This is a genomic window from Mycolicibacterium aichiense (assembly GCF_010726245.1).
GTDB lineage: Bacteria > Actinomycetota > Actinomycetes > Mycobacteriales > Mycobacteriaceae > Mycobacterium > Mycobacterium aichiense.
On the sequence record NZ_AP022561.1, the window covers coordinates 3,124,826 to 3,148,806 of the forward strand.

Annotated in this window: 27 protein-coding genes; 16 read left to right on the forward strand and 11 right to left on the reverse strand. The window is 66.6% G+C overall.

Annotation, left to right across the window (positions count from 1 at the left end):
* The first annotated feature begins 27 nt into the window (after positions 1–27).
* Positions 28–1,443: an NCS2 family permease gene (locus G6N32_RS15185; protein WP_115320297.1), complete on the forward strand. Its 1,416-nt coding sequence runs from the start codon at positions 28–30 to the stop codon at positions 1,441–1,443.
* A gap of 16 nt (positions 1,444–1,459) precedes the next feature.
* Here the strand turns inward: G6N32_RS15185 and G6N32_RS15190 are convergent, their stop codons facing one another.
* Positions 1,460–2,155, reverse strand: a complete 696-nt coding sequence (locus G6N32_RS15190) for a GntR family transcriptional regulator (protein WP_115320298.1) — start codon at positions 2,153–2,155, stop codon at positions 1,460–1,462.
* Positions 2,152–2,685, reverse strand: a complete 534-nt coding sequence (locus G6N32_RS15195) for an HD domain-containing protein (RefSeq protein ID WP_115320299.1) — start codon at positions 2,683–2,685, stop codon at positions 2,152–2,154. The genes G6N32_RS15190 and G6N32_RS15195 overlap by 4 nt, the downstream gene beginning before the upstream one ends.
* Before the next feature lie 108 nt (positions 2,686–2,793).
* Here G6N32_RS15195 and G6N32_RS15200 point away from each other — a divergent pair, with 108 nt between their 5' ends.
* The 7 genes from G6N32_RS15200 to G6N32_RS15230 all read left to right on the forward strand — a co-directional run bounded on the left by G6N32_RS15200 (position 2,794) and on the right by G6N32_RS15230 (position 9,311).
* Complete coding sequence (locus tag G6N32_RS15200) at positions 2,794–3,909, forward strand: TIGR03364 family FAD-dependent oxidoreductase (RefSeq protein ID WP_163789279.1); 1,116 nt, start codon at positions 2,794–2,796, stop codon at positions 3,907–3,909.
* 55 nt (positions 3,910–3,964) lie between these two features.
* Positions 3,965–4,633 carry a phosphonatase-like hydrolase gene (locus G6N32_RS15205; RefSeq protein WP_232077780.1) on the forward strand — a complete coding sequence of 223 codons (669 nt, stop codon included), beginning with the start codon at positions 3,965–3,967 and terminating at the stop codon, positions 4,631–4,633.
* Positions 4,630–5,676 (forward strand): 2-aminoethylphosphonate ABC transporter substrate-binding protein, encoded by a 1,047-nt coding sequence (locus G6N32_RS15210; protein WP_115320301.1) that lies wholly within the window; start codon positions 4,630–4,632, stop codon positions 5,674–5,676. The genes G6N32_RS15205 and G6N32_RS15210 overlap by 4 nt, the downstream gene beginning before the upstream one ends.
* Before the next feature lies 1 nt (position 5,677).
* The gene (locus tag G6N32_RS15215) at positions 5,678–6,850 is read left to right on the forward strand and encodes an ABC transporter ATP-binding protein (protein WP_172507295.1); all 1,173 of its coding nucleotides are present in this window, start codon (positions 5,678–5,680) and stop codon (positions 6,848–6,850) included.
* Positions 6,847–7,737 carry a 2-aminoethylphosphonate ABC transporter permease subunit gene (locus tag G6N32_RS15220; RefSeq protein WP_115320302.1) on the forward strand — a complete coding sequence of 297 codons (891 nt, stop codon included), beginning with the start codon at positions 6,847–6,849 and terminating at the stop codon, positions 7,735–7,737. The genes G6N32_RS15215 and G6N32_RS15220 overlap by 4 nt, the downstream gene beginning before the upstream one ends.
* 13 nt (positions 7,738–7,750) lie before the next feature.
* Entirely contained in the window at positions 7,751–8,548 is a 798-nt protein-coding gene (locus tag G6N32_RS15225; RefSeq protein WP_115320303.1) for an ABC transporter permease subunit, read from the forward strand.
* A gap of 73 nt (positions 8,549–8,621) precedes the next feature.
* Positions 8,622–9,311, forward strand: coding sequence for an esterase (locus G6N32_RS15230; protein WP_115320304.1), 690 nt, complete (start codon positions 8,622–8,624; stop codon positions 9,309–9,311).
* Between the two features lie 228 nt (positions 9,312–9,539).
* On the opposite strand, the gene G6N32_RS15235 is transcribed toward G6N32_RS15230, so the two are convergent.
* Entirely contained in the window at positions 9,540–9,728 is a 189-nt protein-coding gene (locus G6N32_RS15235) for a hypothetical protein (RefSeq protein ID WP_115320306.1), read from the reverse strand.
* Between the two features lie 143 nt (positions 9,729–9,871).
* Between G6N32_RS15235 and G6N32_RS15240 the strand changes: the two genes are divergently transcribed.
* Positions 9,872–11,002 carry a phosphatase domain-containing protein gene (locus tag G6N32_RS15240; RefSeq protein ID WP_163789280.1) on the forward strand — a complete coding sequence of 377 codons (1,131 nt, stop codon included), beginning with the start codon at positions 9,872–9,874 and terminating at the stop codon, positions 11,000–11,002.
* A 41-nt stretch (positions 11,003–11,043) separates the two neighbouring features.
* A complete protein-coding gene (locus tag G6N32_RS15245; RefSeq protein ID WP_147292036.1) occupies positions 11,044–12,270 on the forward strand; it encodes a hypothetical protein in 1,227 nt (408 codons plus the stop codon).
* Between the two features lie 90 nt (positions 12,271–12,360).
* On the opposite strand, the gene G6N32_RS15250 is transcribed toward G6N32_RS15245, so the two are convergent.
* Together G6N32_RS15250 and G6N32_RS15255 are read right to left on the reverse strand one after the other, a co-directional pair.
* Positions 12,361–12,828 carry a cupin domain-containing protein gene (locus G6N32_RS15250; RefSeq protein ID WP_115320309.1) on the reverse strand — a complete coding sequence of 156 codons (468 nt, stop codon included), beginning with the start codon at positions 12,826–12,828 and terminating at the stop codon, positions 12,361–12,363.
* Between the two features lie 91 nt (positions 12,829–12,919).
* On the reverse strand, positions 12,920–13,774 hold the full coding sequence (locus G6N32_RS15255; RefSeq protein ID WP_163789282.1) for an NmrA/HSCARG family protein: 855 nt from the start codon (positions 13,772–13,774) through the stop codon (positions 12,920–12,922).
* A 308-nt stretch (positions 13,775–14,082) separates the two neighbouring features.
* Between G6N32_RS15255 and G6N32_RS15260 the strand changes: the two genes are divergently transcribed.
* Positions 14,083–14,736, forward strand: a complete 654-nt coding sequence (locus G6N32_RS15260) for a TetR/AcrR family transcriptional regulator (protein ID WP_115320311.1) — start codon at positions 14,083–14,085, stop codon at positions 14,734–14,736.
* Between the two features lie 72 nt (positions 14,737–14,808).
* Here G6N32_RS15260 and G6N32_RS15265 read toward each other — a convergent pair whose 3' ends face one another.
* The 3 genes from G6N32_RS15265 to G6N32_RS15275 form a co-directional block, all read right to left on the reverse strand.
* The gene (locus tag G6N32_RS15265) at positions 14,809–15,540 is read right to left on the reverse strand and encodes a zf-HC2 domain-containing protein (protein ID WP_115320312.1); all 732 of its coding nucleotides are present in this window, start codon (positions 15,538–15,540) and stop codon (positions 14,809–14,811) included.
* Positions 15,541–15,544: 4 nt separating this feature from the next.
* Positions 15,545–16,186, reverse strand: coding sequence for a TetR/AcrR family transcriptional regulator (locus G6N32_RS15270; protein WP_115321259.1), 642 nt, complete (start codon positions 16,184–16,186; stop codon positions 15,545–15,547).
* Positions 16,187–16,301: 115 nt separating this feature from the next.
* Positions 16,302–17,210: a cytochrome c biogenesis CcdA family protein gene (locus G6N32_RS15275; RefSeq protein ID WP_115321260.1), complete on the reverse strand. Its 909-nt coding sequence runs from the start codon at positions 17,208–17,210 to the stop codon at positions 16,302–16,304.
* A 197-nt stretch (positions 17,211–17,407) separates the two neighbouring features.
* Between G6N32_RS15275 and G6N32_RS15280 the strand changes: the two genes are divergently transcribed.
* On the forward strand, positions 17,408–18,079 hold the full coding sequence (locus G6N32_RS15280) for a class I SAM-dependent methyltransferase (protein ID WP_115320313.1): 672 nt from the start codon (positions 17,408–17,410) through the stop codon (positions 18,077–18,079).
* Positions 18,076–19,317, forward strand: coding sequence for a PE family protein (locus G6N32_RS15285; RefSeq protein WP_163789284.1), 1,242 nt, complete (start codon positions 18,076–18,078; stop codon positions 19,315–19,317). The genes G6N32_RS15280 and G6N32_RS15285 overlap by 4 nt, the downstream gene beginning before the upstream one ends.
* 3 nt (positions 19,318–19,320) lie before the next feature.
* On the opposite strand, the gene G6N32_RS15290 is transcribed toward G6N32_RS15285, so the two are convergent.
* Positions 19,321–19,611 (reverse strand): hypothetical protein, encoded by a 291-nt coding sequence (locus G6N32_RS15290; RefSeq protein ID WP_115320314.1) that lies wholly within the window; start codon positions 19,609–19,611, stop codon positions 19,321–19,323.
* Between the two features lie 193 nt (positions 19,612–19,804).
* Between G6N32_RS15290 and G6N32_RS15295 the strand changes: the two genes are divergently transcribed.
* From G6N32_RS15295 to G6N32_RS15305, 3 genes are read left to right on the forward strand one after another with little or no spacing between them, the layout of a single operon-like run.
* Positions 19,805–20,077, forward strand: coding sequence for a hypothetical protein (locus G6N32_RS15295; RefSeq protein WP_147292037.1), 273 nt, complete (start codon positions 19,805–19,807; stop codon positions 20,075–20,077).
* A 52-nt stretch (positions 20,078–20,129) separates the two neighbouring features.
* Complete coding sequence (locus G6N32_RS15300; protein WP_115320316.1) at positions 20,130–21,602, forward strand: APC family permease; 1,473 nt, start codon at positions 20,130–20,132, stop codon at positions 21,600–21,602.
* A gap of 2 nt (positions 21,603–21,604) precedes the next feature.
* On the forward strand, positions 21,605–22,951 hold the full coding sequence (locus G6N32_RS15305; protein ID WP_115320317.1) for an FAD-binding oxidoreductase: 1,347 nt from the start codon (positions 21,605–21,607) through the stop codon (positions 22,949–22,951).
* Here the strand turns inward: G6N32_RS15305 and G6N32_RS15310 are convergent.
* Both G6N32_RS15310 and G6N32_RS15315 read right to left on the reverse strand, forming a co-directional pair.
* Positions 22,948–23,433, reverse strand: a complete 486-nt coding sequence (locus G6N32_RS15310; protein ID WP_115320318.1) for a pyridoxamine 5'-phosphate oxidase family protein — start codon at positions 23,431–23,433, stop codon at positions 22,948–22,950. The two genes, G6N32_RS15305 and G6N32_RS15310, sit on opposite strands and share 4 nt — an antisense overlap.
* Complete coding sequence (locus G6N32_RS15315; protein ID WP_115320319.1) at positions 23,426–23,944, reverse strand: DUF4232 domain-containing protein; 519 nt, start codon at positions 23,942–23,944, stop codon at positions 23,426–23,428. The genes G6N32_RS15310 and G6N32_RS15315 overlap by 8 nt, the downstream gene beginning before the upstream one ends.
* Positions 23,945–23,981 lie beyond the last annotated feature (37 nt).

Here is a 23,981-nt window from a genome sequence, read left to right on the forward strand (position 1 = left end):
CATACGTCGTCGCTTAGGGTGCCAAGCGTGAATCGTCTCGACCGCTTCTTCGAGATCACGGCCCGCGGGTCGACGATTGGCGCCGAGGTTCGCGGCGGACTGGTCACGTTCATCGCGATGGCCTACATCGTCGTGCTGAACCCGATCATCCTGTCCGGGGCCGCCGACGTGACCGGTCACAAACTGGGCTTCGCCCAGGTGTCGGCCACCACGTCACTGGCCGCCGGGGTGATGACCATTGTGTTCGGCGTCTTCGCCCGGCTTCCGTTCGCGTTCGCCGCCGGCCTGGGCATCAACTCGTTCCTGGCCACGACCGTGGTCGGCACGGTCAGCTGGCCTGAGGCAATGGGCCTGGTGGTCATCAACGGCCTGATCATCGTGGCGCTGGCGGTGACCGGCTTGCGTCGGCTCGTCTTCGACGCAGTGCCCATGCAACTCAAGTTGGCGATCACCGCCGGCATCGGGTTGTTCATCATGTTCATCGGCCTGGTTGATGCCGGCTTCATCTCCTCGACCGGATTGCCCTCTCCCCCAGTGGGATTGGGCGCCGGCGGCCACGGGTCCATCACCACGGTGCCCACATTGGTGTTCGTGTTCACCCTGCTGCTCACCGGCGTCCTGGTGGTGCGCAAGGTGCGGGGCGGCATCTTGCTGGGGTTGGTGGCCGGCACCGTCGTCGCGGTCATCATCGAGGCGATCTGGCACCTGGGCCCCGCGACCAAGAATCACGGTGGCTGGACCCTGTCGGTCCCCAGCCTGTCGGGATCGCCGTTCGCGCTCCCCGATCTCTCTCTGGTGGGCGCCTTCAGTTTCGACAGCTTCGGGCGGATCGGCATTCTGGCCGCAACGATGCTCGTCTTCACCCTGGTGTTCGCCAACTTCTTCGACGCGATGGGCACTTTCACTGGACTGTCCAGGGAAGCCGGGCTGGCCGACGAACGCGGCAACTTCCCGCGACTGCGTTCGGCGCTTGTGATCGAAGGCGCCGGTGCTGTCGTCGGCGGCGCGACGTCGGCATCGTCGAACACCGTCTTCATCGAGTCCGGGGCAGGCATCGAGGAGGGCGCCAAAACCGGGCTGGCCAACCTCGTCACCGGTGCGCTGTTCCTGGCCGCGATGTTCGTCGGACCGCTGGCGCAGATCGTTCCGACCGAAGTCGCCGCGGCCGCGCTGGTGATCGTCGGGACGATGATGTTCTCCCAGCTCCGCCATGTCGACGTCTCGGAATTCTCGGTCGCCCTGCCCGTCGTCCTCACGGTCGCGGTCATGCCGTTCAGCTATTCCATCGCCAACGGCATCGGCGTCGGGTTCGTCACGTGGGTGGTGGTGCGCTCCGCCGCCGGCAAGGCGCGCGAGATCAGCCCGCTGCTGTGGATCGTCGCGGCCGGATTCGTGCTGTACTTCGCCCGCAGCGGGATCGAGTCACTGCTCGGCGTGTCCTAGGCCGGGACGGGCTGACTCACGCATCGTCGACGAGCATCGTCTGGAAGGCGACACGGTCGCCGCGGTACAGCGCGCGGACCACCTCGATGGGCCTTCGGTGGACGTCCAGTGAGCGACGGTGCAGATGCAGCATCGGCATGGCGGTGGTCGTCATCAGCAGACCCGCCTCCCGCGGAGTGGGCAGGATGGTCTCGATGCGCTCCACGGCCGAGGCGAACCGGACCCCCGTCGCACGGATCGCCGCGTACAACGACGTCTCCGGATCGAAGGTTTGATAGAAGGTGCGGAACCGGGACAGGGGCAGGTAGGTGCTCTCCAGTCCGATTCGCTCGTTGTCGGCCAACAACACACGCTCGAGGTGCATCACCGGCTCCCCGAGTTCGACATCGAGTCCGGCCGACAGCTCGGCGGTGGCCTCGACGTCCTCCCACGTGACCAGGATGCGGCCTGGCTTGCGGCCCATCCGGTCGGCGCCCTCGGTGTACGACTGAAGTGAAAGTGGTTGTGTGAGTTTCGGCTTCGCGACCACGGTACCGCGGCCCCGGCGCTGGATACGGCCCTCCAGCAGCAACTCGTGCAGCGCTTGCCGAACCGTGTCACGCGCGACACCAAATCGCATCGCCAGGTCCCGCTCGGCGGGCACGGCATCGCCCTCCTGCAGGCCCGCCAAGAGTTCGGTGAGGCCGCTGCGGACCATATGCACCTTGCTCATGTCGCGCGGCGTCGGAGCACTCGCTCAGCGATGCCCAGGAGATCGGCAATGCTCAACGCCGGCGCCCCGGGAACTTTCGCGGCATCGTCGTAGCGCCGCAGCCGCAACCCGTCGGACCACCAAGGGTGCCCGGATATTTCGTCATCGACGGCCGGGCCACCCTGCTGCCGCAGCGACAGCACCGACCGCGGTGACAGTGCCTCGGCATAGGCCGGGTCGGTGGCGGCCAGGTAGCGCTTGGCCATCACATGAGCACCCGCGAGCCATCCCACGCGACTGCCGTAGCGCGGGGTCAGCCAGTTGCATGCGGCGACATCGTGGGGATCTCGGTCGGGACCGACGTACAGCGGGCTGTGCGCCAGATCGTGCAAGGCGGCAGCCAGCACCAGTTCGTCGTCGGCGCCGTCGTCGACGGCACGGGCCGCGGCCTGCATCGCGTGGTCGAGTTCGTCGACACAGTCTTCGTCCCACACGCCACGCAGCGACATGAGTAAGGCTGACGTCTCCGCCAGCACATCGGTGAGGACCATGGCTGACAGGATAGCGCGAATTGGTCTATACCAATCGTTTAGCTTCTGTTCAGGCGCGCTGAACCGCACCGTAGGTCCGCCGTCGCTCGGGGCGTAGAGCCTCTATCCATGCGGGTGACCATTGTCGGTGGCGGCGTGCTGGGAACCGCCCATGCGTGGGAGGCCGTCGAACGCGGGCACACCGTCGTCCAGCTGGAACGAGAGGTCGAAGCACGCGGCGCTACCGTGCGCAACTTCGGACTGGTCTGGGTTTCCGGACGCGCGGAGTGCGAACTCGACGCCGCCCTGCGGGCTCGCGAGTTGTGGGAGAAGATCGGCGAGCGAGTCCCCGGCGTGGGCTTTCGTCCCGCGGGGTCGCTGACGCTGCTCCGCACCGCCCGAGAGGTGGCGGTCGCCGAGGACGTGAGCCGCCGTCCCGACGCCGCCCGCCGCGGTTTCCGCTTGCTGGCACCCACTGAGGTGCGCGCCCTCAACCCCGCGTTGCGTGGCAACTTCCTTGCCGGACTCCATTGTTCGCGCGATGCCGCCGTGGAATCACGGCAAGCCTTGCCCGCCATCCGCGCACATCTGAAAAACAGCGGTCGATACCTGTTCTTTCCGGGCACTGAAGCCCGATCGGTCGAGCGTCACGTCGTGCGCGACGATCATGGCCGCCGCCACGAGGGTGATGTCGTCCTGCTGTGCCCCGGCGCGGCGCATGGCGGACTGACTCGCGAACTCGCCGGAGATCTTCCGGTGCGGCGGGTGCGGCTACAGATGATGCAGACCGAGCCACTCGGCGAACCGCTGAGCACCGCGATCGCCGATGGCGACAGCTTTCGGTACTACCCGGCTTTCGCCGGGACCGCACTGAACAGATTGCGGGACAACGAGCCTCAGCACCCCATTGCAGAAGCTGACCGGATGCAATTGTTGTGCGTGCAGCGACTCCACGGCGGGCTCACGATCGGCGACACCCACGAATACACCGAGCCGTTCGACTTCGATGTACACGAGGCGCCCTACTCGTATCTCGTGGGGTTGGTCGAAGAGCTTCTGGGACGGCGCTTGCCGCCGGTTCGCCACCGGTGGGCCGGGGTGTACAGCCAGTGCGTCGACCGGAACGAACTGGTCTGCCGGCGCGCGATCGGCGACGGCAACTGGGTGATCACGGGGCCCGGAGGCCGCGGGATGACGCTGGCGCCCGCGATCGCCGAACACACCGCAGAACTGATCGGGCTCTGAACGGAAACGAGGAAACATTTTGGCGAACAACGATATTCAACTGGCAGTCATCGATATGGCCGGCACCACGGTGGCCGACGACGGCCTGGTGGTGCAGGCCTTCGAGGCTGCGGCCACCGCGGCGGGCCTGCGGCCGAGTGGCGAAGAACGCGAACGCGCGCGCCGTTACGTGCTCGACACCATGGGCCAGTCGAAGATCGCCGTCTTCCGCGCTCTGTTCGAAACAGAAGAGCTGGCACAGCGGGCGAATCTGGCCTTCGAGCAGGCCTATGACGAACTGATCGACACCGGCAACGCCCGGCCGATTCCGGGGGCGGCCGACGCCATCACCGCCTTGCGGCAGGCAGGCGTGAAGGTCGCATTGACCACCGGATTCAGCGCCGCCACCCAGGACAAGCTGCTGGCCGCGCTCGGCTGGCAGTCGCTGGCCGATCTGACACTGGCCCCCGGCGACGGCATTCGCGGCCGGCCTTACCCCGACCTGATCCTGACCACGCTCATGCGTCTGCAGGTCGACGGGGTCGGCAACGTCGCGGCGCTGGGAGACACCAGCAGCGACATCCACAGCGCGCTACGCGCCGGCTGCACAGTCGCGGCCGGCACGCTCACCGGCGCGCACAATGCCGCGCAACTGCGCGACGCCGGGGCCACCCACATCGTGTCGACCGTGACCGAATTCGCCGACCTGATCACCCCTAACCGCGCAACCGGAAGGTACTCATGAAGATCCGAAATTGGAGGGCGGTGGCCAGCGTCGCCGTCGTCGCGACACTGCTCAGCGCGTGTGGCGGCACCGGCACGTCGAGCTCCGGCGGCGGCACAACGCTGACCGTCTACAGCGCCGATGGCCTGGGTAACTGGTACAAGGGTCAGTTCGCCACATTCACCAAGGACACCGGGATCAACGTCAACGTCGTCGAAGCGGGTTCCGGCGAGGTGGTTTCGCGGGTGGAGAAAGAGCAATCCAATCCGCAGGCTGACTTGTTGGTCACTCTGCCGCCGTTCATCCAGAAAGCGGACAAGTCCGGATTGCTGCAGGCCGGTGACGCCGATACGACCGGCATCTCCCCGGACCTTGTCGGCCCCGGCGGCAAGTACGTGGCGATCGTCAACAATGCACTGAGTTTCATTGCCAATCCCGGCGCGAACCCGATGCCGGTCAGCTGGGATGACCTACTGAAGCCGGAATTCAAGGGGAAGGTGCAGTATTCGACCCCGGGGCAGGCCGGCGACGGGACCGCGGTGCTGGTTCTGCTGCAGCATCTGATGGGCACGCCAGGGGCGCTGGACTACCTAGGCAAGCTACAGGCCAACAACGTCGGACCGTCGTCATCCACCGGAAAATTGCAGCCCAAGGTGAGCAACGGCGAACTGCTGGTTGCCAACGGTGACGTCCAGATGAATCTCGGCTCGATCAAAGACGACGGCTCGAAGTTCGTCATTTTCTTCCCCGAGATGGCCGACCACACCCGAACCACGGTCGCGCTGCCCTATGTCGCAGGTGTCACCAAGGGTGCACCGCATGTAGACGCTGCCAAGAAGTTGTTGAGCTTCCTGCTGTCCGATGAGGTGCAAAAAACAGTTGCCACAGATGCTTTGGGCATCCCGGTCAAGGATGCCGTCGTCTCGGCGTCGGCTGGCTCGTCGGACAACACCACGCCCACCGGCCTGCTCAACGGTGTGCAGGTCTGGTCGCCGGACTGGAACGCGGTGCTCGCCGACCTCGACGCCGACGTCGCCGCCTACCAGAAGGCCACCGGAAACTGAGGTGAGTGAGATCGCCGTCAGTTCATCTCAGGCCACGTCCACCGGCCGGTCGGCACCGGCGGTATCCGACGCGGCCCCGGCCATCATCTTCGACCGGGTGGGGGTGAGCTACCGGCGTGGCAAGAAGAGGACCGACGCGCTGATCGACTTCAACCTCAGAGTCGCCGTCGGTGAAACCGTCGCGCTGTTGGGCCCCAGCGGGTCGGGCAAGTCGACCGCGCTGAACGCGCTGGCGGGATTCGTCCGGCCGACGGCCGGTCGGGTCCGGCTCAGCGGACGTGATGTCACCGATCTGCCGCCGTCGAAGCGCGGCATCGGGGTTGTGCTGCAGTCGTACGCATTGTTTCCGCACATGCGGGTCGCCGACAACGTCGCCTTCGGATTGAAGTCCCAGCGGGTCGCCCGCCGGGAGATCGGTCCGCGCGTTGCCGAAGCGCTCGACATGGTGGGTATGGCGTCATTCGGAAAGCGCTTGCCGCGTGAACTTTCCGGTGGACAGCAGCAGCGGGTGGCGATCGCACGTGCGTTGGCGATCCGCCCCAAGGTGCTTCTGCTCGACGAGCCGCTGGCCGCCCTGGACGCGCGCCTTCGTCAGTCGATGCTGGCGGAATTGCAGCAACTCAAAGAGGCACTGCCCGACACCGCGATGCTGTACGTCACCCATGACCAGGCCGAGGCGCTGGCATTGGCCGATCGCGTGGTTGTGATGAACGACGCGCGGCTGATGGATGTCGATACGGCGCAGGACCTGTGGACGCGCCCGCCGACGAGTTTCACGGCAGCCTTTCTCGGCGGGGCCAACCTGATCCCCTGCACCATCGGGCGCGTCATCGGCACCTCAGCGCTGGTCAATGTTGCGCACAAGACTGTCAGTGCGGAGGCGCCGCAGCCTGCGGTAGGGAAGGTCGAGTGGGCGCCCGGCGCGCAGGCGCTCCTGTGCATTCGGCCGCATGCACTGCAGATCGTGGGCTTGGGCCATCCGGAAGCACTGCGTGCCACCGTCAACGCGTCGGTGTGGCGGGGTGCGACGACTCGTGTGGTGTTGTCGGTGGCAGGGATGGCCGACCGCCTCATCGAGGTGGACGCGCCGGGACACACCGGCTACCCGGTGGGCACCGAGGTCGGTGTGCGTTTTCCGGAACCTGCGGGCGTGCTCGTCCAGGCGGGCCGATGACGGCGCTTCTCGACCAGCCTGCACCGACCGAAGCGGCACCCACCGGCCGGACGGGCCACGGCCGCAGGCAGGTGTGGTGGACGCTGCCGCCGCTGCTCATCGTGCTGCTCGTCGCGGTCTACCCGTTGTTACGAGTGTGCCTGGAATCGGCCAAAGTTCGCGGCGACGGCCTCGGTACCGACACGTGGGAATCGGTTTTGAGTTCACCGGCGTTTCGGTCTGCCCTGTGGCGCACCGTGGCGATCGCGGTGACGTCGACAGCCGGCTGTCTGGTTCTGGGCACATTCCTGGCAATCGTGCTGGCATTCATGCCATTTCGGGGCTCATCAGTGGTCGGCCGACTCATCGACTCGGTCCTCGCACTGCCGTCGTTTCTGATCACGCTCGCGTTCACGTTCATCTACGGCAGCGCGGGCGCGGTCAATGCATTGATCTCCAGCGTCAGCGGAAGTTCGTCGCCGGCGCTCAATTTCTTGTACACCCCGGCGGGCGTGGTCGCCGCCGAGATCACCTTCTTCACTCCCTTCGTGATCCGACCGCTGTTGGCGGCTTTCGCGCTTCTCCCGCGCCAGCAACTCGACGTCGCGGCGAGTCTGGGTGCATCTCCCCTGCGGGTCCTGCGGTCGGTGATCATGCCGGAAGCGTGGCCGGCTCTGATGGCCGGCGGCAGCCTGGTTTTGCTGCTGACACTCAACGAGTTCGGGATCGTCCTGTTCACCGGCGCAAAGGGTGTGATCACACTGCCGGTGCTGATCTATACCCGGGGAATTGTGACGTTCGACCTGCCCGGCGCCGCGGTGATCGCGACAGTCCAGATCGCGCTGTCCCTGGCCCTGTATGCCGGCTACCGGGCCATTTTCACCCGCATCTCCGTCGGCCGGGCCTGAGAGGATTAGCCGGATGTTGCTGTGGGGCAAGCGTAGTCGCGTCATATTATTGACCGTCTTCGCTGTGGTGGTGCTGGTGGTATTCGTCGCCCCCCTTGGCACCGTGGTGATCGCCGGACTCTCCGGCGCGTGGAACGGTCCGCTGCCGTCGAACGTCGGGTTCGCCAGATTCGGACCGGCGCTCTCCGGCGAGAATCTCGCCAGCCTTTCCGTCAGTGTGCAGACCGCGTTCCTGGCCGGCGGCCTCGCGCTCGTAATCGGAACCTGGGCCGCGATCGCGGCCCAGGATGCGCCCCGCTGGCTGAGCCGGTTGACCGATGCCATATTCCATCTGCCGATCGCGGTGCCGTCGGTCGCAATCGGACTGGGGCTCCTGATCGCGTTCAACAGCCGTCCAGTCCTTCTGGGGGGCACCCGGTGGATCGTCATCCTCGCCCACTTCGTGCTGGTGCTCGCGTTCGCTTTCAGTGCGGTGTCAGCTGCGCTCAATCGGTTGGACCCGGCGTATCGGCAGGTCGCGGAGTCGCTGGGGGCCGGCCCAGTCCGAGTGCTCCTGCGCGTCACCCTTCCGCTTCTGTTGCCCGCGCTCGGCGCGGCCGCCGGGCTGGCGGTGGCACTGTCGATGGGCGAGCTGGGTGCAACGGTGATGGTGTATCCCGCAACATGGAAAACCCTGCCGGTGACCATCTTCGGGCTCACTGATCGCGGTCAGGCATTTCAGGCGGCGGCCAGCACCACACTGTTGCTTCTCGTCACGCTGCTGGTGCTGGTGCTCCTCGGGCGCATCCGAGGCCGAGCTGCCCTCCGCTAGCCCGCTAGCCCGCTTGCCCGTTGGCCGCGGCGCCATGTCCTAGTCTGGGTCGACACGACGGAAGGATCCGGATATGCGCAAGGCGACCCTGGCCATGCTGATCGCCGCCGCCGCGATCGCTGCCGCCCCCGGCATCGCTGCGGCCGCGCCCAAGAACTACTGTGCGGATCTCAAGGGCATCGACAACGGTCAGACGTGCGATATCCAGCAATCCGACCCGGCCTACCAGGTCAAGATCAGCTTCCCCAGCCGCTACCCGGACCTCAAGTCCGTCGCCGATTACATCAGCCAGACTCGGGACGGCTTCCTCAACGTCGCCCAGGCATCGAATCCGGGCGACATGCCCTTCGAACTCGACATCACGGCGACCTCCTACACCTCGACGGTCCCGCCACGGGGTACCGAATCGGTGGTCCTGCAGAATTACGAGAACATCGGTGGCGCACACCCTGACACGTCGTTCAAAGCGTTCAACTGGGATCAGACCTCCCGCACGCCGATCACCTACGCCACGCTGTGGCGGCCCGGCGCCGACCCACTGACCGTGGTGTACCCGATCGTCGTCGCCGAATTGCAGAAGCAGGCCGGCCAACCGATCTCGGTCGATCCGGTCACCGGGATGGACCCCGCCAGTTACCAAGACTTCGCGATCACCGACGACGGCGTGATCTTCTTCTTCAGCCAGGGCCAGCTGCTGCCCGAGGCGGCGGGCGCCACCCAGGTGCTGGTGCCGCGCTCGGCGATCGATCCATTACTGGCCTGAGCCGGCCCGCGGGGTGACACACACTGCCGCGCTCCACATCTTGTCGCCCGGATTGCGCGGGTCGGGCTGCGTTAGACGGGCGGCGAGCCGGAGGAGCAGCGGCAACCGCCGGAACCGTCGGGCCGCCGTCAACAGCGACTCCGCGAACGCGACCGACCAGCCGAGGTTTTCGAAGTACGCCACCCCATTGGGCGGGGCGAACTTGATCGGCGCGCCCAGACCGACGGCTCAGAACACCGGCAGGTGCGCGGCCGCCACCAAGGGCAGCCGCCCGGCGCTCATGCTGCGCCCTTCCACGGTGGCGGGCACGGGACCGGCCCACGTCGCACCGTAGAAGGGATCGATCGGGTTCAGCGCATCCGCGCCGCCGAGGCTGTTACCCGCCTTCTCCAGCCAACGCGTGATTCGAGCCAACATGGCTGACCTCCCTGTTCGGTGTCGTCGTCGTTGCCTACGACTGTGCTTGTTCGCCAGCGTCGGCGGCATCGGGCGGTCGGCCGACGCTGAGGATGAATCCGGTGTCCACCAATCAGGGGACCCCGGGCTGCCATGCTGTTCTCATGCCTCGTCTGCCCCGCCGGATCACCTCGGATCTGACCGCCGTCGTGGCCGGGCTGGAAGGCAGGCTCACCGAGCGACGTCGGGACCTCAAGCTGCAGTTCGGTGCATTCCGCGGCGTTCACGTGGTGGTCTACCGCGGGTACGTCGCCGACGACGTCGCCAAGGTCCGGGTCCGGGTGATGGAGACACCGGAATTGCCTGGCGACAGCCGAATCCCCTACTGGGACGTCGCCCAGAGCAATGTGCGACGGCACGCGACGTTGTCGATCGTCGGTGCCGAGGTCGAGCTGCGTATCGGCACGCATCGGGCCACCGAGGTGACCGACAGCCACGGCTTCGCCAACTTCTCGCTGCCGGTGCCCAAGCTGCGCATCGGCTGGCACACCGCGGAGGCGGTCGCCGCGGGGATCACCGACGACGAACCTGCCGCCGGTGCCGGCTGGGTGATCAAACCGGCACTGACCGCGCCGTATCTGGTGATCTCCGACATCGACGACACCATTCTTCTCACCGGCCTCACCGAGGGTGTGGCGATGGTCGCCAGGACCCTGCTGCATGCCGTGGAGCAGCGCAGCGCGATCCCCGGCATGGCGGCGTTCTACCGCGGTCTGGCCCGCGGCGTCGAGACCCGTACCGGGAGCCGTCGCGCGGAGCCCACCTTCTTCTATGTCTCGACGGGCAGCTGGTCGTTCTATTCGATGCTGGAACAGTTCGTCGAACTGCGCGCCTTTCCGCCGGGCCCGATGTTCCTCACCGACTGGGGCCCGACCGAGCGCTACTTGCGCCGGAGCGGCGCCGAGCACAAGCGGGCCGCCGTCCGCCGGTTGTTCGAGGCCTATCCGCGGATGCGTTTTGTCGTGATCGGCGACAGCGGTCAGCGCGACCCGCTGATCTACGAGGAAGTGGCCCGCGAATTCCCTGGACGGGTGCTGGCAGCCATCATCCGTCAGGTCGGCGCCGACGACGAGGACCGCAACGCGTCTCTGCGCGAGCGCGCGCAGGCGCTGCGCGACGAGGGTATTCCGATGCACCTGGTCGCCGACGCCGGGCAGGCCGCCGAACTGGCCCACAGTCTGCGTCTCTGCGACGAGGACACCGTGGCCGAGGCGCGCGCTGAATTGAACGCGTAAACGCCGACACGATTATTTGCTGAACTGATAGTCTCTGCAGCGTGCAGGCATCGGGGTATTTCGCAGGCGGTGTGCTCGCGCTCGGGATCGGCGCCGGGCTCTTCCTCGGGCACGGGGTGGCCTCGGCCGCCCCCGACGCCGGGTCCTCTGTCCAGAAGTCGGTGACAAAGCCCGCCGCCAAGTCGGCGCGGCAGGCCGGCCGCCCCACGTCGGCCCGCACTCAGAGTCGCCGCCCAGCCGCACGACAGGCAGCACACTCGGCTCCGCGATTAATCGAAAAGACCTCCCTGACAACGACTGTGACGCCCGACGTATCGGTGATACTGCCGCCGATGCCAGTCGTCAATGGCGCGTCGTTCACGGTCTCCGGCGACTTCATGAAGCCATTCGCCACGAATTTCGTTGCGGCCGGCGGCGATCCGGCCGACAGTGCACGGTTCTTCTTCGGCGATCTGGCAGTCAAGAGTCTGGACACGCTGGCCGAGGACAACATTCCGGCGCCGCAGGTGCGGCTGCTGCTGGGCAACCTGGCGGCATCGGGCTACTTCGGCGGAATCTGGTTGCGCGACAACCTGCACGCCACCCCCACCAGCGCTCCGGCGATCACGGTGCCCGCAGCGCCCTCCCCGGCAATCGACCTGTCGCCGTCGGCGATCGGCATCCGGTTGTTCGACGCCGTATCAGCCGGGCTGACAGGCGTGGCGGCCAATGCGCCGGATTGGGCGGTCTCGGCAGTCGCACATGTTTCGGTACCGGTGCTGCTGGCGCTGTACGGGTACAACCGCGGCTATCTGCAGGTGGTGCTGGAGCACCCACCGGCAGGGGTTCCGTCGATGCAGGACACGTTGGCCTGCAGCGGCTTCCTGGCGTGCAACTCGACCGCGTTCCCGTTGGAGCTCGCCACCCGTTACGACAGCGCACTGGGCAAGCTCGACGACCCGGCCACGCCCGGCTGGTCGGAGATGTCGATGTGGACAACTGTGCTCCAGGGCGCGACCGGCGCCGGAAAGTTCGTCTGGGAAGGGTTGGCCCAAGCCGGCTTCTCCCCCGCCTCGTATACGGCGCTGGTGCAGTTGAGTTCGGCCTACCTCATGGTCAGCAAAGCGGCGGTGCTGTCCAGCATGACCGCCTATGCCGACGGCGATGCGGCCATCGGCCGCAGCTCGCTGCGGCTGCAAGCGGGACTGTGGATGTGGTCCGGCGCCTACTTCGCCGGCCTTGCCTCGAGCGTCGCTCGTGGCACCATCCCGAAAGTTGTTGTCATCTAGTCTTTTAGAGCGCCACTGGGCGCCAGAGCCGTCCATGCGGTCTCTCCATGGCGAACACCCGACGGGGCGGCAACGCACTCGGACGGGATGTCAACGCGGGGGGCCAAGGATGATCTGGCCGAATTCCTGTGCTCCTTCTGCCATCTTCGAGGGAGAGATCTCGAAATCGTCCGGTCGTGGTGTCGCCCGATCACGCCCAGAGTGCCGGAACATGCCCTCGATTCCCGCCGGAGTGTTGATCATCAGCAAGTCCGCCGTCTTCGACGTGATGCGGTAAGTGTGCGGAATGTTCCTGGGCAAGAAGACGATCCCGCCTTCCGATAGCTCCATCTCCTGGTCATCGACCCAAACCAATGCCGTTCCCTTGATCAACAGGAACACCTCGTCCTCGCGGGTGTGCTTGTGGTAAGGCGGCGCCTCACCTTCGCTGACATCAAAGCGTCCGACCATCAACTGTCCGTCAGTTGCCTTGCCGTCCAGCAAGATCGCCAGCGTGCCGCCGTCGAGCCATTCCAGCTTTTGCTGCTGCTCGGGCTGAGCCAGGTAAGCCATGCTCATGTCGGGTCGCCTCTCGTGATCGGCCAGCTTAGGGGCCTGTTTTTATGCGTGCACCAGTCGCCATGCTGGCCGAACTGCCAGGTTGGTCTGATCACGGGTTCCAGCGTTGATCGAGCCACTGTTCGAATGTCTGCACAATGGGGTCGAGTTCTGCGGTGAGCGCCCGATCTGCTTGGTAGGACGGTGGTGTGGAGAACCAGGTGAACATCGCGCGCAGGTCGTCATCGCCGGCAGCGGCGGCCGGCAGAGCCTCGAAACGTGCTGGTTGTCCTGCTCGACGTCCGAATACGTCGGCGATCTGTGAGCCGGTCAGCTCATCGCCGGCGATCTCGACCGCGCCGATAGGGACACGAGACGGGTCGGTGAGCACAGCGGCGGCGACGGCGCCGATGTCGCTGACAGCCACCATTTGCAGCGGAATGCCGTCGGGCATCGGAAGGCGCACGACTATGTTGCCGTCCTCGAGTTCCGACGACTGGCTCAGCAGGTTGTCGTAGAAGAACGTCGGCCGCACGTATGTGGCTGGTATTCCGATGTTTTCGATGTACTCCTCGACGCGGCGCTTGCTCTCGAAGTGCGGGATCCCGGTATGCCGCTCCGCGCCGCCCACCGAGCTGTATACGAGATGCTCGACTCCGGCAGACTTGGCCGCATCCGCGATGAGGATGCCGTCGTTGATCTCACCATCCGTCCCACGGCCCGACGTCATCGTGGTCATCGCGAAGACACGCTCGGCCCCGTCGAAGGCCGTCCGAACACTTGCCGGGTCGTCGAAATCAGCGATGACCAGTTGGGCTCCAGCAGCTATCAGCGCCTGCGCGGCCAGTTTCTGCGGGTCGCGGACCAGCGCCCGTACCGCCACCCCGGCACTCAGCAGAGCCCGCGCGGTGGCGCCGCCCTGCTGTCCGGTTGCTCCGACGACGGCGACCACACCAGATAACGCCACACTCATCTCCGCTCACCGCAGCTGCGTCCTGCGGTTGCAGCGACGCTGAACAGCGGACGAAATATTCCGCATAACGGTAGAGTAGGTGGCTCAGGGCGTTTGGGCAATGCAAAGTCCGTTACCGCCGGAAGGATTCGCCGGATCCAAGGCCCAGCCTTGGCGCGCGGCCGCATTGAATCCAGAGATCGATTGGGCGGCACACTCTTTCGCCGCCTTCGGCCCTGGAATCGACGACGGGGAGCCCGCCGCCCATCGCATCGCCGCGTCGCCCTCGTCGGCCGATCCGAGTGTTGTGTGAGACTCGAGGGATGACCGCTGAGTTGCCCCCGCAGCCGCGTCGACGCGCGGTGCGGCGCGACGCGCTCGTAAACCGAGAGAAGATTCTGCAAGCCGCGGCCGACGCAATGGCCCGTCAGGGACTCAACATTCCGCTGGCGGACATCGCCAAGGCCGCTGGGGTCGGTGTCGGCACCTTCTACCGCGGGTTCCCGGATCGCACGGCGCTGCTGCAGGCCCTGGAGCACCGCTCGTACGACATGCTCATCGACATCCTGGATCGGATCGAAGACTCCGGGCAGACCGGAGCCGACGCGGTAGAGACCTACCTGCTCGAAAGCCTGAACCTCGGCCACCAGCTGGTGTTGCCCCTGCGCGGAGCGCCGCCCCTGACCTCGGAGGCCGCCGTCGCCGCCCGTCGACGGATCAACGCCTACCTTGAACAATTCCTCGCCGAGGGCCGCACGGCCGGGACGGTGCACACCGACGTCAACGCCACCGATGTCATCATGTGTGCGGCCATGACCGGCCAGCCCTTGCCCCACGGTCCCGCGTGGCCCACCATCGGCCGCCGCCACATCAGCTTGTTCGTCCGAGGTCTGCGATCACCTGACGAAGCACCGCTCCCGGGACCGCCGGTCACCCGCGACGACCTCGAAGCTCAGTTCGCCGCCAACGCAGACTGAGGGCACATGCCCATCTGAAGGTAAAACGCATTGAGGCGGCACGTCGAAAAAATCTGACCTGCCGCCGCAGCCTCACAGGTCGCGCTCGAGCAATACAGTTCCCGCATCGGCGGAAACAATTTGGACTGAAGCGATGTCGTCGAGAGGCATCGACGTGCTGCCACCGGGCGATGCAGGCATCCCGATCCGCGCGGTCCACGTGGCCAGCTGGGTGTGGCTCCCGTCGCGACCGACCGCCACCATCGCCAGTTTGTCGCTCGCCTCGCCGCCGCCGTAGTCGACGTCCATCGGTGCGGCTTCATAGATGCACTGCATCTCGACGCGGGTCCCCCACGTCCGCCGGGTGAGAGTGACTGTGGCAGTCAGGGGAACCGGCCTCATCGGTGTCATCGTCAGCGCTGTCGCCTGGACCGGCGCCGGCGTCATCACGATCGGGTTCGACTGGAGGGCAACAACAGTGAGGCCGACCACCATCGCGGCGGCCGCGGACCAGGTCCACGTCGCCGTCCGTGTTCGACGCCGTCGTGCGCTGACCGTGGCCAGCAGTTCGTCCCGCAGTGCCGGCAGTCCGACCTGGCCGCCGCGGTCGTCAAGGGTGTCGACGTAACCACGGTCGATCCGCGCCAAAAGCGCCGGCATTCCGCTGAGGTCGCTGACGGCGTCGACGCAGGACGGGCAGCCCCTCAGGTGCGCCTCGAACTCACGCCGCTCCGACGACGACAGCGAGCCGAGAACGTACGCCGCATCCCACAGCGCGTACGGGTGGGTGTCGCCGGGTGACGACGGACCGTCGACTGTGGTCATCCCGTCACCCCGAGGCCAAGCCCTCGAAGAGCCGGGTGATCAACATGAGGACAAAGCTGTCGAAGTCGCCGCGCAACCGGTCCCGGTCGGACGCGAACGGGCGCTGCATCGACATCCCGAGGAGCACAACCTCCATGAGTCGCACCGATTCGTCGATCACATGTTCCGGCGCCGCGTCACCGGCGATGGACCGCAGCAGCATGGCGAACTGCCGTCGCTGAGTGTCCCGGAATTCGAGATAGGCGGTGCGCAGGAATTCGTTGTGGTTGGCCGCCGCCCCGAACTCGACGACGAACGTCACGGTGTCGATGTTGTCGATGAACAGGGTGTAGAGCAGGCCGGCAGCGTCGGCCAGACCATCGCCCACGGAATCGGCCGGCATCAGCTGGGTCGCGGCCGTGGCGAACAGTTTCGTCGCCACATCGTTGATGGCGGCCTCGAAGAGCTTTTCCTTAGTCTCGAAGTGGTAATGCAGCAGCGTCTGCGACACCTTGGCCGTATTCGCGATCAGACGCATCGACGACTTCTCGTACCCGTGGGCGCGGAAGCATTCGACCGTCGCATCGAGGATCCGTTGCCGGGCGTCGCCGGGCGTGACCTCGGGCGGCCCGACACCGTCGTTCGCCTCAACCGTAGGTGTCGACATCGACACTCCTCGTCCTGTGATGAACTTTCCCTGATCGCGCACTCAGTGTCCTCTTTTTTGAGTCACGAGTGGCGTTTCCGGTTGGTTCAGCAGGAATCCAACGGAATTCGGTCAGTTACGGGGCGAACGGGCTCAACCCACCGGAATGCAGCCGCAGTACGCGGCGAACCTTGGCGGTTCGGCGCAGGCGCCTGGTCCATGACACCGCGAACGCGCTCAGCGTCAAGACCGACAACGCCGCGAGCCAAGGATAACCGCCGTGGCCGTGCACCCACTCCGCCAGACCACTTTGAATGCGTCCGGCACCGGCCACCACCGGGTCGCGCGGCGACGCGGCGCCGCTGAAGATGCGTATCTCGTAGACGCCGTAGTACCCGACGTACATACCCACGAGCAGCACCAGGGCCCCGCCGAACCTGTTGATATACGGCAGGATTCGACGCATTCGGTACACCCCGATCGGATTGGCGAAGGCCGCGGCGATGGCCAGGACGCCGACGATCAGCGACATGCCCGCCGCGTACACCAGATAGGTCACCAGCCCGTCGACGATCAGGCTGCTGCGGAAGCTGGCCGCGGTGACGGCCAGGAACGGTCCGATGGTGCAGGACAGCGACGCGATCGCGTATCCGACGCCGTAGCCGAACATCGAGCCGCCACGCGCTGTCGGAGCCCACCGGCTGCTTCTGGTCACAGGGTTGAGTCCGGGAAGGTGCCTGCCGGCCAGCGACCAGATGCCCAGGGCAACCAGGACGACGCCGATCGCCACCGTGACGTACGGCAAGTATTGCTGTACAGCCGCGGCCGCGGAGACCGAGAGCAGGCCGAACGCACCGAATACCGTCATGAAGCCCAGCACCATCTCGATGGTGGCCATCCCGGCCCGGCGCAGCGCCGTGAGCTGACCGGCGGCGTCGCCGCGGACGACCAGCGTCATATAGACAGGCAGCATCGCAAAGCCGCACGGGTTGAGTACAGCCACCAACCCGGCGCCGAAGGCAAGTCCCATCAGACCGTGTTCCACGATGCGCACGTGCCCCTATCTCGTTGGCCGACCCGGAACTGTCGTCTGCTACGACACGAGCCAGGCAGCTGTCGGGTTCACCCGATTTCCTGCATTCGCGGACGGACTCGACCCCGGAGTGACCCGAACCGGCCATCCACGCAAGATGGCCGGGTTGAGCGATGCGGGTCGCCGCGGCGCGGCCGTAGTTTCTCGACATGACCGAGACCGCCCGCGAGAACTCCCGCACCGAACCGCAGCCCACGCCCGCCTACGCGGTGTGGCTGCGCGTCATGGCGCTGGTCTACGACCCGTTCGTCTGGCTGGGCGAGCTGATCGGCATGCGACGCCGGCGGCGCGAGCTGGTGGCCGACGCGCGCGGACGCGTCGTAGAGATCGGCGCAGGAACAGGGCTCAACCTCCCCCACTACCCCGACGGCGTCGACGAGCTCGTGCTCACCGAACCCGAACCCGCGATGCGCCGCAAACTCGCCCGGCGGCTCGAACGGGTCGGGCGCACGGCGCGGATCTGCGATGCGTCCGCCCTGCATCTGCCGTTCACCGACGCATCGGTCGACACCGTCGTCTCGACGCTGGTCTTGTGTACCGTTCCCGACCCCGAGGCCGCGTTGCGGGAGATCGCCCGCGTGCTACGACCGGGCGGACAGCTGTTGTTCATCGAACACATCCGCTCGGGCTCGCGTTTGCTTGCGGCGTACCAGGACGTGATGCTGCGGCCATGGCGCGGCTTCGCGGGCGGATGTGTGTGCAACCGCCCGACGCTGCAGCTGATGCACGCATGTGGGTTCACGGTGCGGGCCGATGCCGCGGTGTGGCACGGGATGCCGGCGGTCGTCCATCCGCTCGCCATCGGACGGGCCACTATATGAGCAGCGCTCATCACGTGCGCGGCGGCGTCGCGGGTGCGGTCATCGCCGGCGCCGGCTACGTTGCCGTCGCGCTGGCGGCGACTACCCCGGCAAGTGCTGCACCACAATGTAATTCGAGCATTCCCTCCTGCGGTGACGGCAACCCGGGACATGCCATGCTTGCATCCGTCGGGCCCGCGCCGGTGATGCTCGTCGGCGACGGCACCGCCGAGCATCCCAACGGCGGGCTGCTCATCGGCAACGGATACAGCCCCGACCCCGCGACCTGTGGCACCGCGTGCACCGGCGGTAACGGCGGCTGGTTGCTCGGCAATGGCGGACAAGGGGCCAACGGTGGCAGCGGCGGCAACGCCGGCCTGTTCGGCTCTGGTGGTCGGGGCGGCGGCGGGATATCCGAACACATCGACGGGGGTAATGGCGGCCACGGCGGTGTCCTGATCGGCAACGGCGGCGACGGTGGTGACGGCGGGATGGGATCCCCGGGCAGCAACGGCGGCACCGGTGGCCGCGGTGGCGACTCCGGCCTGATCGGTGGTGTCGGCGGTCACGGCGGCAACGGTGGTGACGGCGGCCTCGGCGTCGGCATTGTCATCAGCAATGGTGGGGGCGGGGGCGCCGGCGGGAACGGCGGACTGTTCCACGCTGGCGGCGACGGCGGCCAAGGAGGTGACGCCGGCACCAGCGGAGCCGGCGGGCAAGGCGGTCGCGGTGGCAACGGCGGCGTGATAGACGGCCGCGGCGGATCCGGCGGTGGCGGCGGAAATGGTAGTAACAGAGGATCTTTCAACGGGGGCCAAGGCGGGGTCGGTGGCATTGGCGGCATCCTCGGGGTCGGTGGTAGCGGCGGCGACGGCGGTACCGGCGGCGGCACCACGAGCGGGATCGCCGGGTTGGGCGGCAACGGCGGCGCAGGGGGCGCGGGCGGAATCTCCGGCGGCCGAGGCGGAGTCGGGGGTCAGGGCGGCAGTGCGACCACCGGCACCGGCGGCCAAGGCGGCAGCGGAGGCAGCGGTGGGGCCGGCGGCATCGTCGGCGGCTCGGGCGGGTCGGGCGGCAACGGTGGTAACAGCAATTCCGGGACCGGCGGCAACGGCGGCTCGGGGGCCAACGGCGGGTTGGGTGTCGGCGGGACCCGAGCAGGACGCGGCGCCAGGGCGGGAAGTCCACCCAACGGAGGTACCGGCGGCAAGGGCGGCCTCGCGGGGCGGGGCGGCCGCCCCGGCGACCCCGCGCGGTAGCTGCTACTCGACGGCGTCGAGCCGCTGCGTCACCCGAGCCAACGCCTCGTCGAAGACATCCACCTTTTCCGAGCGTTTCTCATTGGCCGGCTGCGCGGCGCCGCGCCCGCCCTCGGCCTCCACCCGAGCCGCGCCCTGGCGCCGCAACAGGCTGAAGTTCTTCTCCCGCGCCTGCCGGAGCCGGCTTTGCAGATCCTTCAACTGCGAGGCGTCCATCCGAGCCAACGCTTCGGGTTGGCTCTCGCCGATCAGCGACTCTTCTTGCGGGGTCAGGTTCACGTGGTGGTTGCTCACCCGTGATTCATATCGTGCGCCGGCCGGCCGAGGGTGGCGAATCGCCAACCGCCGTGCCGAACTGTCACGCTGTCGCCGTCCCCGGTTCATATCGCGGCATGGACGGCCTACATCATTTGACCCATTCGCCGCGCTGGAGAACACATAGTTCAGCCGAAGAGTCGGTGTGCCCATGGGCCATACGTTCAACAGCATGAACACGATCACCGGCATCACGAAGATGGCCGCCTACGGCGCACTCTTCGGCGGCATCACCGCCGCCGCTCTGGGCATCGGCACCGGCCTGGCACAGGCCGACTCCGCGACTCCGGTGACCGGCACCCATCAACTTCAGTCTGTCGACCGCGGGGACCAGGAAGTCGTACCCCGGGGGCATCCGATACCGATTCACGGCGACGACAGCGGCGCGGGTGCCGGTCACCTCCCTGGCGCCGCCCACACCAGTACGGCCCATACCGGCAAGTAACTGCTTTCCGCGGCCTACAGTCCCCTCAACACCGAACAGCAAGGTGAAGCACGTGACACAAGTTCTCACCGGCGACGAAGCCGCCGACGACTTCTGCGAAGACTGCGGCTACGAACCGGAACTCAAGCGAACACTGAATGGCTTTCAGGTATTTGCCATCTCGTTCGCGTCCCTGTCCGTCGCGGTGGGAATCTTCGCCACCTATGACGATGTGTTGCGGGATTCGGGGCCGGTTGGCATCTGGCTGTTCCCCATCGTCGCGATCGGACAGATTCTGGTGGCGTTGGTGTACGCACAATTCGCTGCGCGCATCCCGCTCAGCGGATCGTCCTACGCCTGGGCGTCGCGGCTGGCCAGCCCCAAACTCGGGTGGGCCTTCGGCTGGCTGGCCGTTCTCAGTGCGGTCGCCAGTCCGGTCACCATCGACAACGCCCTGGCCAGCCAGTGTCTGATGCCGCTGTTCGGTATGGAGCCCAGTGAGACGACCGCGCGCGTAATGACCGTGGCGCTGTTGATCATTCAATTCATCCTTGCCGTTGCCGCAACGCGCATCGTCGGTTGGGTCAACTCACTGTCCGTTGGCGTCGAACTGGCCATTCTGCTCGTCATCGGCGTCGCCCTGACCATCGCAATTATGGTGAGCGGCACCGCCGAACCCGCCAACCTGTTCTCCCGCGGCATCACCGAAGGCAACCCGAATTTCTGGGTCATCGGCGGCGGGTTGATGGCGGCATCGATCATGGGGTTGTCCACCCTGGTGGGTTTCGAGACGGCCTCGAATATGGCTGAGGAGGCCAAGAATCCGACGCGTACCGTTCCGCGCGCGATCATCGGCTCGGTCGTTGCGGCCTCGGTGCTGGGAATGGTGTTCGTCATCATCCTGACCGTGTCGATCACCGACATGGCCAAGGTCTCGAACACCGAGTCGCCGGTGGCCGAGATCATGAATCAGCGCTTCGGGCCGGGCTTCGAGCGGCCGCTGCTGGCCGCGATCGCCCTGGCATTCTTCGGGGCCGCCCTGGTCAGCATGGTGTCGGGAGCCCGCTACATCTATGCGATGTCGCGTGACGGCCGCTTTCCCGCTCACAAGGTGATGGGCCGGGTCAACCCGCGCACCCGCACACCGATTCCCGCGACATTCCTGGTGCTGGCCGTCGGCGTGATCCTGATGGCGGTGATGCCCGGAGACGCACTGCTGCAACTGATCATGGCCGGCGCGATCGTCACGATCCTGCCCTACCTGTTCACGATCATCTTGTATCTGGCGACGCGTCACAAGCTCGACAGCAGGCCGGGCGGATTCGACCTGGGTCGCTGGGAATGGCCGGTCGCGATCGGAGCGCTTGTGTGGGTGATCATTTCGCTCTTCGTGGTGATCACGACGTCCCCGGGATGGGCGCCCATCGCGCTGGCCTTCGGGTTGTCGGCGGCCGGCGGGCTGTACTTCCTCTACATGTGGAAGTTCAATCGCTCGGTGCTCGAGCACGAGCCTGGAGATTCCAACATGTTCGCGGAGGTGGAGTGATCATGACCGCTGCACTCACCGGCCGGGTGGTCCACCCTGGCGATGCCGACTACGCCGACGCCAGCCGGGGCTGGAACCACTTCTTCACCCACCGCCCCAAGGCCGTCGTCTTCGCCGGCGACACAGACGATGTCGTCAACGCTCTGACCTGGGCACGCAAGGAGGGACTCGCCGTCCGAGTTCGCAGCGGCGGCCACGCGCTGGAAGGCTGGTCTGGTGTCGACGGCGGGGTGGTGATCGATGTCAGCGGGTTGAAGTCGGTGACCATCGACGCGCACGCCCGGACCGCGACCGTCGGGGCGGGACTCAACCAGCTGGAGGCGGTCACCGGACTCGGCGTGGCAGGTTTTGCGGCCCCCACCGGAACCGAAGGCAGCGTCGGGCTGGTCGGCGCGACGCTGGGCGGCGGCTTCGGCCTGCTGACACGCAAGTACGGAATGGCGTCGGACAACCTGCTGGCGGTCGAGATCGTTATCGCCTCAACCGACGGCGGCGCCGAGGTGATCGTCGCCGACGAACACAACAACCCTGACCTGTTATGGGCGCTCCGGGGCGCGGGCAACGGAAACTTCGGCATCGTCACGTCGTTGACGTATCGCATTCATCCGCTGACACAAGCGATCTTCGTCGTCGCCACGTGGCCCGGCTTCGAGGATTTGGAGGCGGTGTTCGAGTCCTGGCAGCAGTCCGCGCCGTACGCGGACCGTCGGCTGACGAGTCAGCTGGAGATCGAGGGCGACAAGATCGGGCTACATGCCCTGCTTGCCGGCGGAACGGAAGCTGAAGCACTGCAGCTACTTTCGCCCATGCTGTCGATCGGGAGGCCTGATGTCGTGGTGCAGGACTCGACGTGGCCGGAGATCTACGCGGGATTCCAGATCCCCATCACAGCGGAACCGGCGAACTGGAAGTTCGCCTCACAGTTCATGACGGACCCCTTGCCGTCCGACGCGGTGCGCATCATTGCCGAGTTCATGGCGAAGGCACCCGCGGGGTGCAACTACTTCACCAACGCGTTCGGTGGCGCGCTGGCCGACAGTGAGCCGTCGGGCGGGTCGGCGTTCGCCCACCGCGGTGCGTTGTACTACGCCGAGCCGGGCGCAGGGTGGGGTGTTCGCGGCGGCCCGCCGGCCGCGGAGGATGAGACCGCGGCAGTGCTCGCGTGGGTCGCCGGACTCACCGAAGCGTTGGCGCCCTACGTCAACGGGGCCTATGTCAACGTGCCCAACGCCGGAATGCCGGACTGGGAACACGCCTACTGGGGCACCAATGTCGAGCGGCTACGTCAGATCAAGGCGGCCTATGACCCGGCCAACGTGTTCAGTTACGCCCAAAGCATCACGGCCTAGCTGTCGGTCATGAAGTCCGACAGGAACTTCGGCAATCGGCCTGCGCCGAAGTCGTAGAAGCGAGCCCATACCGGCTCGATCGAGATCCGAACCATCTGCGGGTAGGTAGACGTCACGTTGCGCTCGAACTCGGTGAGTTCCTCACCACTCATGGTGTTTCGAGCCGACGTGAGGTACTCCTCGGTGACGCCGTCGACTGTTTCCAGGGTGGCCAGGCCCCGCACCAGCAGCGCCTTGGCCTCTTCAGGCGACGAGCCGCCGTCGATGGTCACGGCGACCTGGGGCCGCGACGCCAGCGCACGGGCTTTCGGTGAGGTCGGCGCCGTCGACACCACGATCCGTTCCCCCGTCCAGTGGAACCCGACGGGGATGACGCGTGGAAAGCCGTCGTATCCGTTGTAGGCGAGCCGAGCCATCGCCCCCGACAGCAGTTGTTGAGCGCCCGGATGACCGAGCTCGGCCGCCAGCTCCCCCTTATCCATCGGACGCCACCGCGTGGAGCGGTCCGACGTAGGTCCCCGGGTGACTCGCGGCGTCCTGCCGGGCGACGGGCACCCGGCCGGTGATCCAGGGAACTTCCATCCGCCCAGGCACATTCGGCAGCGTCACCGCGATGGTGTCCGGCACCCAGCCATTGGGGTCCGCCAGGAACGTCAGACGGCTGCTCGCGGAGACGCCCGGTGCGAGCGTGATCGGCACTGCAGCGTCGCCTTGTTGCGGCACCTGATAATCCGGACCCCACATCGGGTCGTCTGGACCGATGAGATCCACGCCGGGATACCCGTTCAGCTCGCACGGCTGAGGCGAGATGTTGGTGAAGATCACGTCGAAATGGATCTGCGTCGCATCGCCGGGTGACGCGGGAGCGCTGGTGGTCAAACCAAGCGAATCGGGTGTGCACGCAGGCGAGGCTGATGCTGTCGGACCCGCCACCGTGGATCCGATAGCCATGATCGCCGTCAACACCCCGGCGGCACCGGGTAGGTTTCTCATCGTCGCCGCCCTCCCGTCTTCGAGAATTCTCGACCGG

What these genes read in the sequence shown, in the direction of transcription:
- G6N32_RS15265 (WP_115320312.1), bottom strand. Translation starts at nt 15,540, where the DNA reads ATGACCACAGTCGACGGTCCGTCGTCACCCGGCGACACCCACCCGTAC.
- G6N32_RS15225 (WP_115320303.1), top strand. Translation starts at nt 7,751, where the DNA reads ATGTTGCTGTGGGGCAAGCGTAGTCGCGTCATATTATTGACCGTCTTC.
- G6N32_RS15270 (WP_115321259.1), bottom strand. Translation starts at nt 16,186, where the DNA reads ATGTCGACACCTACGGTTGAGGCGAACGACGGTGTCGGGCCGCCCGAG.
- G6N32_RS15305 (WP_115320317.1), top strand. Translation starts at nt 21,605, where the DNA reads ATGACCGCTGCACTCACCGGCCGGGTGGTCCACCCTGGCGATGCCGAC.
- G6N32_RS15230 (WP_115320304.1), top strand. Translation starts at nt 8,622, where the DNA reads ATGCGCAAGGCGACCCTGGCCATGCTGATCGCCGCCGCCGCGATCGCT.
- G6N32_RS15315 (WP_115320319.1), bottom strand. Translation starts at nt 23,944, where the DNA reads ATGAGAAACCTACCCGGTGCCGCCGGGGTGTTGACGGCGATCATGGCT.
- G6N32_RS15205 (WP_232077780.1), top strand. Translation starts at nt 3,965, where the DNA reads ATGGCCGGCACCACGGTGGCCGACGACGGCCTGGTGGTGCAGGCCTTC.
- G6N32_RS15195 (WP_115320299.1), bottom strand. Translation starts at nt 2,685, where the DNA reads ATGGTCCTCACCGATGTGCTGGCGGAGACGTCAGCCTTACTCATGTCG.
- G6N32_RS15220 (WP_115320302.1), top strand. Translation starts at nt 6,847, where the DNA reads ATGACGGCGCTTCTCGACCAGCCTGCACCGACCGAAGCGGCACCCACC.
- G6N32_RS15295 (WP_147292037.1), top strand. Translation starts at nt 19,805, where the DNA reads ATGAACACGATCACCGGCATCACGAAGATGGCCGCCTACGGCGCACTC.
- G6N32_RS15235 (WP_115320306.1), bottom strand. Translation starts at nt 9,728, where the DNA reads ATGTTGGCTCGAATCACGCGTTGGCTGGAGAAGGCGGGTAACAGCCTC.
- G6N32_RS15190 (WP_115320298.1), bottom strand. Translation starts at nt 2,155, where the DNA reads ATGAGCAAGGTGCATATGGTCCGCAGCGGCCTCACCGAACTCTTGGCG.
- G6N32_RS15210 (WP_115320301.1), top strand. Translation starts at nt 4,630, where the DNA reads ATGAAGATCCGAAATTGGAGGGCGGTGGCCAGCGTCGCCGTCGTCGCG.
- G6N32_RS15240 (WP_163789280.1), top strand. Translation starts at nt 9,872, where the DNA reads ATGCCTCGTCTGCCCCGCCGGATCACCTCGGATCTGACCGCCGTCGTG.
- G6N32_RS15280 (WP_115320313.1), top strand. Translation starts at nt 17,408, where the DNA reads ATGACCGAGACCGCCCGCGAGAACTCCCGCACCGAACCGCAGCCCACG.
- G6N32_RS15285 (WP_163789284.1), top strand. Translation starts at nt 18,076, where the DNA reads ATGAGCAGCGCTCATCACGTGCGCGGCGGCGTCGCGGGTGCGGTCATC.
- G6N32_RS15260 (WP_115320311.1), top strand. Translation starts at nt 14,083, where the DNA reads ATGACCGCTGAGTTGCCCCCGCAGCCGCGTCGACGCGCGGTGCGGCGC.
- G6N32_RS15310 (WP_115320318.1), bottom strand. Translation starts at nt 23,433, where the DNA reads ATGGATAAGGGGGAGCTGGCGGCCGAGCTCGGTCATCCGGGCGCTCAA.
- G6N32_RS15250 (WP_115320309.1), bottom strand. Translation starts at nt 12,828, where the DNA reads ATGAGCATGGCTTACCTGGCTCAGCCCGAGCAGCAGCAAAAGCTGGAA.
- G6N32_RS15200 (WP_163789279.1), top strand. Translation starts at nt 2,794, where the DNA reads ATGCGGGTGACCATTGTCGGTGGCGGCGTGCTGGGAACCGCCCATGCG.